Raw genomic sequence first — 13,583 nt, forward strand, 5'->3', positions numbered from 1 at the left:
TTGAGCGGGTTTTTTACGTCTTTCAGTATTAAAGGATGTTTCTATAAGATTTTTTAACACATACACTTTTATGTATACGATTTTATCACTACTTATCGTATTAAATATATATTCCGATAATAATGGAATAGGTAAGATTGCTAAAGCTAATGCACGTAAGTCTACTGCAGAGTCTGCTTTTAAAGCCGAGGATTATAAAACAGCGATCGAAGAATATACTTATCTATTAGATTCAATGAATATTCAAGATGATGCAGCAATGCTTGATCTTGGACATGCCTACTTTTTATCAGAAGATGCTGAAAATGCAACAAAACGTTATGCAAGTATTCAAAATTCAGCAAATAAGAAAATTGCATCAATTGCTAACCAACAACTTGGGGTAATTAAAGCTCAAGCGAAAGAAATAAAACCTGCTCTTGCTTTCTTAAAAGCAGCAATGAAGCATGATCCTCAAAACTTAGCTGCTCGTTATGATTATGAAATGCTTTTAAAACAGAAAAACGAGCAAGATCAACAGGATCAGGAAAATAAAGATGACAATAAGGATCAGAACGAAGATCAAAAAGATCAAGATAAAGACAAGCAGGATCAAGAAAATAAAGATCAAAATAAAGAGGATCAAGAGAATAAAGATCAAGAAGAAAATCAGGAGCAACAAGATCAACAGGATCAGCAAGACCAACAAGATCAAGAAAATAAAGATCAGAAAGGTGAAGATCAAAAAGATCAAGAGCAACAAGATCAGGAACAGAAAGATCAACAACAAGGTGAGCAAGGTGAGGAAACTGAAGAAGAAAGGGAACAGCGTGAGCAAGAACAGCAGCAACAACAGTTTGATGAACGTATGGAAGAAATAAAAATGCCTGCAAGCCAAGCTCAAATGATTTTAGATGCTCTTAAAAATAATGAAGTGCAGTACTTCCAACAGAAGAAAAAGAAATCGAATAAGAACGATAGAAATAAGCCAGATTGGTAGTATATACATCTAGTTTAGTTAAAAAGTCCTGTTCAGTATGCTGAGCAGGACTTTTTTTATGTAATCTGAATTAATTTTAATGTTTACAGACAACAGTTTCTAGAGGTGGTGTGGTTGTTATAGGGTGATAAGAATAACCTTGTTCATTAATAATTAATTTTTTTGACCTTTCATCTAATTCCAAGAAATTCCAATCTTTACCTTTTTTTATTTTAGCATGAATCTGTACAGTCTTACCAATTAAATTAAATAAATCGCTATTATCTTTTGTGCCGTCTTTTCTTGAAATGATGTAATAAGTTTCTTGCCCTTCATTATTTCTATGAACAAGAACGGCCGGTATTCCACCAGAAATGCATCGTATAGCACAGGATCTATGGATTTTACCAAAACCAGGTTTCATGATACCAAAGTAGCATTTAGGATCTACAATTTCTCCTATTATAGTATTATGAATTCCTTCGAGATAGTTGTTAAAAGCATGAAATTCGAGTTTATTTTTTAATATATTTATTTCATCAATCTCTAATACAGAATGCCCGTTATAATAAATCAAATGTCCTTTTATTTTTACTGCTTGTCCTTCTTTTTTTGGTAAATGTGTTAATCGTCTTTCAGCACCAAACTTACCTTTATCAACTAAAAGAATATCTTTAAAATAACCTTTTTCTACTTCAATTTTCAACATTGGAACAGGCTTTTGGAACAGCATTCCTTCTAAAGTTGTTTCTTGAGAAAGTTCGAAGTTACCATTTTGAAATTGTTCTTGTTCTGTACTGAAAATAATACTTGTAACTAAGAGTGTAATCAAAAAGATAGGCAGCCCAAAGCTTAGTGCTATTTTATAGCTTTTGGGTAATTTATTGATGTACCCGATGTAGAAATCTTTCATAATTAAATGGAAATTATTGCAGGAGAAGTAGGTGTACCTTTAGGAAGTGGTGAAGGGTAAACGTAGATATTATTTTTTTCTAGTCGGACTTTAAATGTGTGAATTTTTTCGGTGAATGGAGGTGGAGATTGACCATCTTCTGGTTTGTATTGATATCCATGCCAAGGGCAGGTAATACAACCATCTATAACTTTACCTTCGCCTAAAGGTCCATTTTGATGTTCGCAGACATTAGATACTGCAGCAATTTTATTATCGTATTTAAAAACAGCTATGCGTTCACTGCCAAGTTGAATAACTTTAGCACAATTATCTTGAATGTCTTCAACCGTACAAGCCCATAAATATCCATCATTCTGAACTTTCCCTAAGTTAGCATTCGATGCTTTGTCCTTTTGTACTTCTAGAAAGCCAGTATAAAGGTGTAAACCAATTAACCATAAACTTCCAGCACTTACAATAAATAATAGATAGGTAGAGTGATGTTGTTGGTAAGCCCCTAATAAAACATGAAATACAATAAGTAAATAGGCTAGGTAAACGAACATATGAATTATTTTCCATATCCGAGGTCCAAGATTGGTATTCCAAAAGTCATGACTTGTAGATGCCATTGTAAAAAGAATAATCAGTGCAAAAAAGCCTAATGTTTGAAATGGGAAATCCCCAACAGTTGCATAATTTTGATTGGCTTTAAATAGAGAGTCAATAATGGAACTATCACCTAAAGCATGAAATTGTATTAATGAAAATACTCCATGAACAGTTGCGATTAAAAACATGACTACTCCTAAATGCCTTCTATTGTATAGTAAAGGCATAAAACCTCTATTAAGTCTTGTAAGTGGACCTATACTTAGAATTAGTTGTAACAGGATAATTGCTAAAGATCCAAATGCTCTAATTATTAATGTTTCTATTGTTATGTTACTATCAAATAATAAGGTTAAAGTAGCAAAAGAAACTAAGTAAATTATAACTCCAAGAACTATAAATTGATCATATTTTTTCTTCTGAGGATTCCAAAGTACTGCTTGATAATCATGTGACATTTTGATGCTTATAATTTAGATTCGAAGAGGGTACTTTTATTAACTCCATTTAATACTAAAATAGCCTTAGCATTCTGAGGTAATGAGAATTGATATTTATTTCGGCTACTAATATCACCTAAAAAAACTTCCTGATTATTACTGTTTATTATATATAATAGGGCAGAAGGAGCTTTGTAAGCTTCAATTACATGAACATGCAATTGTCCGTTATCCATGGTAAATGTAACAGGATGTTCTAATGGCTTTTTTATAGTGATAGCAGACAAATAAGAAACCGTTGTATTGGAAGTTAAATAGATTCCTATGGGAATTAGAAAAAGTAAGGCTATCCAAACAATTAAATGATTATGTCTAAGAGTTGATGTCATTTTTAATTTTACTAATTAGTAAAGGCCACAAAATTATTGTTGCGGGTATAAATAATACCCGAGTTGACTTGGATGTGGAAGCTACTAAAGGGTCAATTTTTTTTGCTCCCCAAATAAAGAAATAAATACTGTAGAGTATTCCTAAAATAATGTATAATTTAAATACAGATAAGAAAAGTGTGAGCAATAATTCCAAATTAGATACGGTTGGTTAATAATAATTAGTATGTTAAAACTATACTAACGAAAAAATGAAGAGCATAGATATTCTACGCATTCTATCATTAATACTTGGTGTGTATAACCTAATATAAAAAAATAAAGGATTAGAACCGAAATTCTAACCCTTAAATGAATCGTGTTAAATGGTATCACGTTTTTTGTTTTTTCTTCTTAGCTGCCGGAAATAAAATATTATTAAGTATTAATCGGTAGCCAGGAGAACTTGGGTGCAGATTCAAGTCAGTAGGTTCCTCACCAACAAAGTGTCTGTAATCTTCTGGATCATGGCCTCCAAAGAATGTCCAAGTACCTTTACCGAAAGTACCGTGAATGTATCGAGCTTCTTTAGCTGAGTTACAATCACCAAGAACAATTACATCGCTCTTTATTAAGTGTTTTTTAAAGGCAGTTGTTTGTCCCATAAATCCTTTAATTTGTCTTTGATGATTTTGGGTAAGCATAGTAGGAACAGGGTCCCATTTAGCAGAAAAAGCAAACAACTCGAAGAAATCATTTTCTTCTCTTAATCCTCTTTCATATGATTGATTATCAATTTCAGAGTATTCATATTGATAAGGATCAAGCTTTAATTTAAAATCTTTAAAAGCAAAGGTGTTTTCATAATTCAATTTTTCATGAACGTCAGGGTCTACACCATCACCATCGTACATATAATCTATAATATCAATACCTTCTGCAGCTAATGCAATATCATAGGTATCTGTAGCAGAACACATGGCAAACAAAAAGCCACCACCTGCACAAAAATCTCTAATTTTTTTAACCACACCTGTTTTTAAGTGTGATACTTTATCATAACCATGTTTTCTAGCAGATTCTTCAAATTGATTCTGAGCCTCTATGTACCATGCTTCTCTTCCGTAGGTGGCATAAAATTTACCATATTGTCCTGTAAAATCTTCGTGATGTAAGTGAAGCCAATCATACTTTGGTAAGAGGTCGGCCATCACTTCATCATCGAAAATCACATCATAGGGTATTTCTGCATAGGTCAATACTAATGTTACAGCATCATCCCAGGGTTGTTTAGATGGAGGAGAATATACGGCAATACGCGGTACTGCATCTAGTCTCATGATATCCATGTTTGACTCTGGGTGAGCAATTTCTTCTTTTATCTGTAGTGCTTGTGCATTCGATAGAACAGTATAGTCAACACCTCGAATGACAAGTTCTTGTTCAAAATGAGCTACATTTTCAAACATAAAGCTTCCTCCACGATAGTTTAATAGCCATTCGGCTTCTATCTCTTGTTCCAAAACCCAAAACGTAACACCATAAGCTTTTAAATGGTTGTTTTGTTCTTGGTCCATTGGAACGAGAATATAGTTACCGAAGCAAGTCAACTGTGTTAAAATTAGGAAGTATAATGAGATAATGTATTTCATAAAGTATAGGTTATTATCTGTTGTTAATAGGGGCAAAAGACACGACAATTTGGTTTAACAGGAAAGTAAACGTAATTGTATGAATTTTAAACTATATTTAAGTTACAATTGTTTAAAGAGGATAAATACTCTAAAAAGTGATTAAATTGAGAAAATATTACATTGTAATGTTTATAACTTTATTAAAAAATTACTAGCATTAAACAATTGTACTATACTAAGAATTGAAATCTAGCTTATGTACTTAATAACATATATAATAGAGGCAATTACCTCTGTAAGAGCAAATAAACTTCGGTCTTTCTTAACTTCTGCAATGATTGCTATTGGTATTATGGCTTTAGTGGGAATAATGACTGCTATTGATGCAGTTCAGGATTCTATTAATTCTGGTATGGATGATCTTGGTGTAAGTAATTTCACAATTACAGATTTAACACGTAGAAGAGGTAAGTTTGGTAGGAAAGTATCTAAAAAGAATACAATTACTTACGAGCAACTGCGTAAGTTTAAGAAATTATTACCTGTAGAGGGAAAAATTAGTGTTCAGACACCAATATCTAGTTCTTTGGAAATTAAAAGATTATCTAAGAAAACTACACCTAATTATGGTGTGGTAGGTATTGATGAAATGTATTTTTCAAATAATGGTTACTCTTTGAAAGAAGGAAGATCATTTTCGTCTGTAGAATTATCTCAAGGACAGAATGTAGCAATAATTGCTAAAGATGTTCGGCTAAAATTGTTTGATAAAAATGAAGACCCGATTGATAAATCAATAGGTTTTAAGGGTAAAAAGTATAGAGTAATTGGTGTTTTAGAAGAAAAAGGAGGTATTGGAGAAGGAGATGCAGATAGGCAAGTTTTTATTCCTTTACTGAATGCAAATAAGTTTGCAGCTCAACAGCTATTAAATTATACAGCCACAGTTAATATAACTGATCCAAGAGGTTTAGATTATGCTATGAGTGAAGCAAGAGGGATTTTACGAATAATTAGAAAAGATCAATTAGGTAAACCTGATTCTTTTGAAATTAAAAGAAACGATTCGCTAAATAGTGAATTTGATCAGATGACTTTTACACTTAGAATAGGAGGTTTAGCCATTGCTGTAGTAACACTTTTAGGAGCATCTATAGGATTAATGAATATCATGATGGTATCTGTTACAGAAAGAACAAGAGAAATTGGTATTAGAAAAGCTTTAGGGGCTACACCTACTGCTATTCGACAGCAATTTTTATTAGAAGCAATCTTTATTTGTTTAATTGGTGGTGCTGTAGGAGCATTTTTAGGAGCAGGAATTGGGAATGTGATAGCAGCTTTCTTAGAATCTGAGAGTTTTGTTCTACCATGGGTGTGGATAATAATCTCAATTTTTGTTTGTGTAGCTGTTGGTGTTATTTCTGGCTATTACCCAGCAAGAAAGGCATCTAGGTTAGATCCAATAGAATCTTTAAGATTTGAATAAATAAAAAAGTTCTAAAAATATAAAAGGCATATTGAATAAATTTGATATTCAATATGCCTTTTTTGTTGATATGTTTTTATGCCTTATTGTACCAAAATAGCATCGGATGGGTACCATTTATTATCAAACCATGGTTCTAAAGGACCATAAAGTCTAAATATTGTATTCCATCCTTTAGAAGGGTTAGTTTGAATCCAGTTTTTCTCAAAACCTTTAGGTGCTTTTGGACCAATGAAGATATCCCATGATCCATCTTCATTTTGTACTAAACCTTTTTGATTACTATCAATTCCAGGAAACCTTTGGTCTGTTTGAAGCATAGATCTAGTTTGATTATCATAAATAGTAAACGACCAAAAATCTTTCATTGGAGGGTTAGCAGGAACGTGGAATTTATATGTTTTACTTCCGTCAAAAGTATTTCCATCTTTATCAGAATATGCTATAGAATATTGAGATCCTTTTCCAACTATTTTCATAGACATTGCAGGTGTAATTCCTGTTGCATAAAAATGGAAAGCACTTCTAGCATCTAATAACCGTGCTCCATTATGCTCAAATAAATAACTCTTATAAGCTAATGGGTTTAACCATTGAGTATTTGGAAATTTAAATAAATACTCACTTCTTGGTTTTGCCATTTCTGTACGAACAATAGCACTACCAATTTTAGCAGCTTCTTTTAAAATTTCTTTCATTCTACTATCTGGGGCAAACTTTTTACCCTTTTCAATTCCAATTGCCGCCAACGATCCTAAAATTTCTGGGTTCTCACCAAAAGAAGGTTCTGCCTGAACTACAGCATTAATTTCGTCATAAATTCGTTCATCCATTTTATGAATAGTATTGAACTCTTTACCAGAAACATCTATAAAGTTCATTGCTGGAGGATTATCTTTTTGAGATAAAGGATACACCTTGAATGTTTTTTTCGTGTCTGCAATAGCAGGAGCTGGACTTCCATTTTTTTGAAATCCTCTCCAAATAATCCAATGACCATATGTATTGGCTTGTTTTACAAAATATCCTTTTGGTACTTTCCCTTTGTAATTAGGAGGTAAGATTAAAAATTTACCACCTTTTGATTTATCTGGACCTAAACGTCCAAAATCTGCTACATATTTAAAATAGTGATCATCAATAATTCCTAAAACATCAGGAGGTGTTTCAATAACCATAGGCTCATCACTAAGTTCTAACCACGACGTCATATATACAGACGTTGTATTTGCAGTTAAAAATAAGGCTTTAGAATCCATCAAGTCTTCAAAAAGCAAAGCAGTCTGATTAGCAGGACCAAAAGATAAAATACCTTGTTTCATAGCTTCCATAGATGCTAACTGAATTCCTTTTGTATAGGCATCAATGGCATTTACTAAATCAAGATAATCGTATACTTTATCTACAGTTTTTGGTAAAGGAACACCGTCATAAAAAGATAAATCGCCTAAGGTTTTAGACTTAATTACATTAGGACTTTCTATGCCATCAGGTATTGCTGTAGACATTTTCATTTTCTGTACTTCAGTAGTGACAGCAGCTTCTTCTTTAGGTGTTGTTTGTTGATTACAACCAACAAGTATTTGCCCCATAAATAAGAAGGGTAAAATAGGAGTTATTTTACTAATCATAAGTGTTTTATTATTGTATACAGTTTGCTTGTAAAGCGATTTTAGGATATTCTTTTTTTGCGAGTAAAAGTTGAAGTAAGTACTCTCTATATAAAGTTAAAAGAAGTAACCGATTACACTACTATTCTTTTAATAATTCTTGCTAATTCCAACTGCCAATTTTTTTGATCTGAAATTTTTCTAATGATTTACTAGTAATATGTATCCATTAATGATAATAAAGATGGAGAACATTGTTAGAGTTTTATGTTTATATCTTTAGGTATAGAGAATAACAGGAATGTGAATAAGTTTAAGATCGACTACTTAACGGGTAAATAGTAGGAGTATTAGTTCTAATTTTTGCTAAATAATAATAGAGAGACCATAAAAATAGTGGGCATTTTTTATGGTTTACTATTTAAAACGCCCTCTAGAGTACTAAAAAATGGGTGTTGATAACTTTTAAATTGACAAACCCACAAATAAATATATTACCAACTTACTGTTTATAACTTATTTCTGTTTTGATTTATCTAGAAGAGAGTAGTTGCCAGAAAGGTCTTTATAAACTTTTATAGTCCAAATTTCTTTATTCTCTAACTCAAATTCTACTTCATAATTTATCCCGCTAACAATTTGTTGTTTTGCTTTAATAATTTTTTTTAGATGAGAAGTAGTTCTAATCTCGGTTAAACCAAAATTAACAGCATTCTTAACTTCCTGATTAATTTCTGTTGTACTCCAACCTCCAACAAGTTATTCTTTTTGTGCCTCTTTTTTAGATGAGCAAGATAAAAAGGGAGTTGATAAAACGAATAGAATTGTAATAAAACGAGTAATCATTAAGTGTGTGTTTATTAGAAGTGATTTTTTTTAAAAAGTAATATATTCTAAAGTAATGACTTTTACTTCAAAATATATTACCTCTAATAACTAATCTGTAATTTCAATACGGTTACCTTCAGGATCAGCCACTACACTTTCATAATAACCATCGCCTGTAATTCTAGGTTCGCCTAAAATTTTAAATCCGTCAGCACGAAATCTTTCCGTTAGATTGTCAACGATGTCACGATTGCTTACTGATATTGAAAAATGAGTTAAGCCAAAAGCTGTTCCATGACTTCCTTCTAGAGCAATAATATCAGGTCTTGTCATAAGTTCAATTCTAGTTGGAGAATCATCAAAAGATAAGAAATAAGAAGTGAATTGTTTTTTTTGATTGACATACAAATCATTACTTTTCATACCAAAGTACTTAATATAAAAGTCTTTCATTTTTTCAATGTCACGTACCCAAATTGCTAAATGTTCTATTTTCATAATTTTATTTCATTTGATTATGTAACAAAATTAATAGATCATTGCTGCTAGAAATTGTATATTTTAAACACTTTAAAAAAGTCTAAAATTATAATTAATAATATTGGTTTCTTTATCTGCAGTTTTTATCAAATTTTGATAAGCAGAAGGAGTTCTATTTAAAAAATATTTAAACTCTCTTATAAAATGTGCCTGATCAAAATACCCTGAATCTGTAGCAATATTGGTTAAGCTTTCTTCACTATCAATTAAATCACATAGAGACCTTCTGAATTTTATTAAGCGTTCAAATCGTTTAGGTGATAAACCTATAATTTTAGAAAATAATCTGTTTAAAGAAGTATAGTTGGTACTGTGCTCTTTGCAATACTCATCGATAGAAATCATCGACTCTGTTTTTCTGAAATATTGATAATATTCACGTACTAGATTAGCTTCATTATAATTTTTTTGAATGAACATCTTTTTTAATTGATCATAGATATTGTTCAATCTTTCTACATCAGTACTGCTCTTATTAAATATAGAAACATCTAAAGTTGGGTAGAAGTCTATACTTTTATTCATGATTTCTTGTCCTTGAATATCTAAGAAAGAATGTAATCCATGAGGGTATAAGCGAACTCCTATAAATCGACTTCCTTTTGGATAATGAATACAAGAAGATTGTAAACTTAATCCTTCAATTTGAGGAGTTTGTTTTACTTCTCCATTGTATGTATAAGTTGAATGATTTAAAGGAATAATTATATTGACATACTGACTAGGAGGTGTGATAATATCGGTATCCTCTTCTTTGTTATCAATAATCCAAAGACGTTCTATTAGGTCGGGGTAATGATTTACATTATGAGAGGTAATTTCCATACTTTAATTAAGCCTTATGTTTTAGAGATGTAAAGTTTAATAGTCTTTATTGTTATTTGATTTTATCTCCTAGATATTTTTTAATCTCATCGTCTGTCATATAATGGATGTCTTCTGCAGGAGCAGCTTTTAAAGTATACCAATAGAATGATGTATCAATTTCTACAGATTTATATAAGTCTAAAAAAATCTTGTGTTCATTATGGTCTTTAGGATATTCTATTGCAGCTTTTTCAGAACCAGCCCAAGAATGTACACCAATTTTAGCACCTTCTGCAATAATTATTTTTTTACCTGAAACAAAAAGGTCAGCTCCTCCAGATTCAACAACAGAATTTTCTAATAGTTCTGTAGTAATCCCCTTTTTATAAATTAGATAACAAGATTTTAAATTCCATTCATCATCCATTGAGCCAGGTATTTCTTGTAAAATTAATGTGTTTATCTGAGGGTTTTTCTTTAATGTTTTTGTTAGACGATGGTAAAATGTTTTTCCTAGGATACCATTTACAAATGCTTTTTCACCTTTAACATCAATTGTAGCAGGAGAGTATTGACTATCTTTTAATATAGCTTTTTCAGAGTTACAACCCATAACTTCGAATGCTAATAGGATGATGAATAAATAGTTTTTCATTTGATAATTTTTTGAGTCAATTAATTAATAGTGATTGTAAAGTTATCTTATTAAGGAGATAAGAAAGTTATTTTTTTTCTTAATATTTCTTTTGTCTTAGAACAATCAAATTATTTTTAGATCAAGTACTAATTTAAATGTGAGTTGTTTAAAATATACAATTTTGAGAGGTTACAGTACTTTACTTTTGTAGTATCATTAAATAGAAAGTAAATGAAAACTCAAAATATTATAATTGGTTTGGATAGTTAATTATTGATTAGAATCCATTATAGATTCTTTTAAAAGATAAGAGTAATAATTTGTATTGATGAATAGAGTAGAAGGGAGTCATATTTAAATAGTAAGATATTTAATGTGGTCTCCCTTTGTTGTTAATAGATCATTAGTGAAAACTAATCAAATAAATAAATGTTTTTGTTACTTATTAAATAACTTATTTATCAATTGAATAAATGATATCACTACAAAGCAACCAATAAAAGGATAGATAAACAGAAGGTCAATTCGTATAAGTGGCCCTTCGGTGTTATTCTTCCAATGAGTTAAGAAAATAAATTCCCAACACAAATAACAAATGATTATTAAGAGGCTAAACCATTGTGTTTTTGTCAACTTTTTAAGTAATTTCTTCATGACTTCAATTCAGTTTTCTTCTTTTATCTATCTCTATAAATGACAATTGATTAAGAGGTTAAAACAAGTTGTATGGGTTAATTAAAGTTATAGAATGTTGCAATCATTCATTTTTTAGTAATCCTTTTGAAGAATTATTTACGTATATATGTTACTAGATAAAGTAAATGCTAGAATTATGGAAACAGAATTAATATCGGTTTGGAATGAGATGAATGATCGTTTAATTAATTTCGTCAAAGGCAAAACCCAAGATGAAGAGCTGTCTAAAGATATAGTACAAGAAGTTTTTTTAAAGGTTTTCTCTAAAATTGATACACTAAAAGATAAGAATAAATTGGTCTCTTGGATTTATCAGATAACTAGAAATGAAATAGTATCTCATTTTCGACAGTATAAATTTGATATGCCATCTGATGATTTTTTTCAAGAAAAAGAATTCGAAAAAGAAGATTTAAATTCAGAAGTAATAGAATATATGCATCCTATGATAGATACCTTACCACCGAAATATAGAGATGCTTTAATTCTATCTGATATTGAAAAAGTACCTCAGAAAGAATTGGCAGAGAGGTTACAAATATCATATTCAGGTGCTAAATCACGTGTTCAAAGAGGTAGGCAAATGTTACGAGCAACCTATGATAAATGCTGCAATATTACTACGGATATTTATGGTGATGTCTTAGAATGTAAACCAAAAAAGTGTGATGATACTTGTGACTAATAAATTTTTGCGTCTTTTTTTTTGTTTATCGTCTATAGGCTGATTGAAAATAAAACAACAAGTTTGTTTCATAACCGTAGGTGTATATACACTATGAAAAATAAGGTGATTATAACATAAAAAAGATATGAGTTTATTAGATATTAAGCACGAAGTAAAAAATAAGTTTGCTAAAAGTAATCCGCGTTTTTTAGAATCTATGTTTGGAAGCACAGAGGTAACCCCTTTGTGGATTGCTGATATGGATTTTAAAGTAGCTGAACCAATAACAAAAGAATTAGCTCGCCTTGTTGAAAGAGGCATTTATAGTTATGAATTTATAGAAAAAGATGTTTTTAAAGCCATCAAAGACTGGAACTTTAGAAGAAATCAACTTGATTTAAATACAAAAGCATTTTTACAAGTACCCGGTGTGCTTACGGGAATTTCATTGTTAGTTAGAGAATTATCTAAAGAAGGTGAAGGTGTAGTTGTTCAAACTCCTGTTTATCATCAATTTTTTAAAGTAATAAAGTCGGCTAAAAGAGAAGTAGTAGAAAATCCTTTAAAAATAATTGAAGGAAAATACACTATTGATTTTGAAGATCTAGAATTAAAGTTTAAAAATGAGAATGTAAAGTTGATGATTCTTTGTAATCCGCACAATCCTGTTGGACGTGTTTGGACGAAAGAAGAAATGACAAAATTAATAGAATTGGCTAATCAATATGATGTTACAATTATTAGCGATGAAATACATTCTGATATAATTTTTTCGCCATCAAAATTTACGAGTATAGTATCTTTAGATACGTTAAATAAACATGTTGCAGTAATCGGATCGCCAGCAAAGACTTTTGGTATGCACAGTATTTCTAATGGGTATTTATACATCTCGAATGAGGAAATACACAAGCAATTGAAAGATGTTATTACAGGTATGTACCTTGATCATGGAAATGCATTATCTGCTTATGCTACAATTGCTGCTTATACTCAAGGGGAGGATTGGCTGAACGAATTATTAGCTTATTTACAAAAGACAAATAATTGGATTGAGGATTTTGTTGAAAAGGAATTGCCAGAAGTAAAGTTATTTAAACCTGAAGGAACGTACCAGATTTGGTTAGATTTTAGTAGTTTAAATCTTTCTGAAGATGCTTTAAATCATTTAGTTGTAGATAAAGCAAATCTAGCATTAACTCCCGGAAATTGGTTTGGAGATAATCATTCTTCATTCATGAGATTGAATACCGCATCTACATTATCTACAATACAAGAAGCTTTTACCAAATTAAAAGAAGCAATAAAATGTGGTGTAGATGTTAAAGGTTTAGATAATAAGTCTCAAGGTTCTTGTTGTTCTTGCTAACTGTAGCAGTTAAAATGTGATTAGAATTAATTT

Annotated in this window: 13 protein-coding genes; 4 read left to right on the plus strand and 9 right to left on the minus strand. The window is 30.7% G+C overall.

Translation table 11 applies throughout. The features are described 5' to 3' along the window. Positions 1 to 70: 70 nt before the first annotated feature. The gene (locus tag KM029_RS17355; protein WP_144074449.1) at positions 71 to 979 is read left to right on the plus strand and encodes a tetratricopeptide repeat protein; all 909 of its coding nucleotides are present in this window, start codon (positions 71 to 73) and stop codon (positions 977 to 979) included. 76 nt (positions 980 to 1,055) lie between these two features. On the opposite strand, the gene KM029_RS17360 is transcribed toward KM029_RS17355, so the two are convergent. The 4 genes from KM029_RS17360 to KM029_RS17375 all read right to left on the minus strand — a co-directional run bounded on the left by KM029_RS17360 (position 1,056) and on the right by KM029_RS17375 (position 4,925). Continuing rightward, positions 1,056 to 1,871 (minus strand): hypothetical protein, encoded by an 816-nt coding sequence (locus tag KM029_RS17360; RefSeq protein WP_144074450.1) that lies wholly within the window; start codon positions 1,869 to 1,871, stop codon positions 1,056 to 1,058. Positions 1,872 to 1,873: 2 nt separating this feature from the next. Further along, positions 1,874 to 2,923 (minus strand): Rieske 2Fe-2S domain-containing protein, encoded by a 1,050-nt coding sequence (locus KM029_RS17365; RefSeq protein WP_144074451.1) that lies wholly within the window; start codon positions 2,921 to 2,923, stop codon positions 1,874 to 1,876. A gap of 8 nt (positions 2,924 to 2,931) precedes the next feature. Next, positions 2,932 to 3,294 carry a hypothetical protein gene (locus KM029_RS17370; RefSeq protein WP_144074452.1) on the minus strand — a complete coding sequence of 121 codons (363 nt, stop codon included), beginning with the start codon at positions 3,292 to 3,294 and terminating at the stop codon, positions 2,932 to 2,934. 371 nt (positions 3,295 to 3,665) lie between these two features. Continuing rightward, complete coding sequence (locus KM029_RS17375) at positions 3,666 to 4,925, minus strand: asparagine synthetase B (protein ID WP_144074453.1); 1,260 nt, start codon at positions 4,923 to 4,925, stop codon at positions 3,666 to 3,668. 238 nt (positions 4,926 to 5,163) lie between these two features. On the opposite strand from KM029_RS17375, the gene KM029_RS17380 reads away from it, so the two are divergent. Beyond that, on the plus strand, positions 5,164 to 6,396 hold the full coding sequence (locus KM029_RS17380; protein ID WP_144074454.1) for an ABC transporter permease: 1,233 nt from the start codon (positions 5,164 to 5,166) through the stop codon (positions 6,394 to 6,396). Positions 6,397 to 6,479: 83 nt separating this feature from the next. On the opposite strand, the gene KM029_RS17385 is transcribed toward KM029_RS17380, so the two are convergent. From KM029_RS17385 to KM029_RS17405, 5 genes are all read right to left on the minus strand, one after another. Further along, positions 6,480 to 8,027 (minus strand): DUF1254 domain-containing protein, encoded by a 1,548-nt coding sequence (locus KM029_RS17385; RefSeq protein WP_205125444.1) that lies wholly within the window; start codon positions 8,025 to 8,027, stop codon positions 6,480 to 6,482. A gap of 495 nt (positions 8,028 to 8,522) precedes the next feature. Continuing rightward, positions 8,523 to 8,738 carry a cystatin domain-containing protein gene (locus tag KM029_RS27170; RefSeq protein ID WP_144075718.1) on the minus strand — a complete coding sequence of 72 codons (216 nt, stop codon included), beginning with the start codon at positions 8,736 to 8,738 and terminating at the stop codon, positions 8,523 to 8,525. A 204-nt stretch (positions 8,739 to 8,942) separates the two neighbouring features. Then, positions 8,943 to 9,332: a VOC family protein gene (locus tag KM029_RS17395; RefSeq protein WP_144074455.1), complete on the minus strand. Its 390-nt coding sequence runs from the start codon at positions 9,330 to 9,332 to the stop codon at positions 8,943 to 8,945. 72 nt (positions 9,333 to 9,404) lie between these two features. Then, positions 9,405 to 10,199: a helix-turn-helix domain-containing protein gene (locus KM029_RS17400; protein ID WP_144074456.1), complete on the minus strand. Its 795-nt coding sequence runs from the start codon at positions 10,197 to 10,199 to the stop codon at positions 9,405 to 9,407. A 52-nt stretch (positions 10,200 to 10,251) separates the two neighbouring features. Beyond that, positions 10,252 to 10,836, minus strand: coding sequence for a hypothetical protein (locus tag KM029_RS17405; protein WP_144074457.1), 585 nt, complete (start codon positions 10,834 to 10,836; stop codon positions 10,252 to 10,254). Between the two features lie 814 nt (positions 10,837 to 11,650). Between KM029_RS17405 and KM029_RS17410 the strand changes: the two genes are divergently transcribed. Both KM029_RS17410 and KM029_RS17415 read left to right on the plus strand, forming a co-directional pair. Next, on the plus strand, positions 11,651 to 12,199 hold the full coding sequence (locus tag KM029_RS17410; RefSeq protein WP_158631094.1) for a sigma-70 family RNA polymerase sigma factor: 549 nt from the start codon (positions 11,651 to 11,653) through the stop codon (positions 12,197 to 12,199). A 127-nt stretch (positions 12,200 to 12,326) separates the two neighbouring features. Next, on the plus strand, positions 12,327 to 13,550 hold the full coding sequence (locus KM029_RS17415; protein ID WP_144074459.1) for a MalY/PatB family protein: 1,224 nt from the start codon (positions 12,327 to 12,329) through the stop codon (positions 13,548 to 13,550). Positions 13,551 to 13,583: the final 33 nt, after the last annotated feature.

This window comes from Flammeovirga kamogawensis (genome assembly GCF_018736065.1).
Lineage (GTDB): Bacteria > Bacteroidota > Bacteroidia > Cytophagales > Flammeovirgaceae > Flammeovirga > Flammeovirga kamogawensis.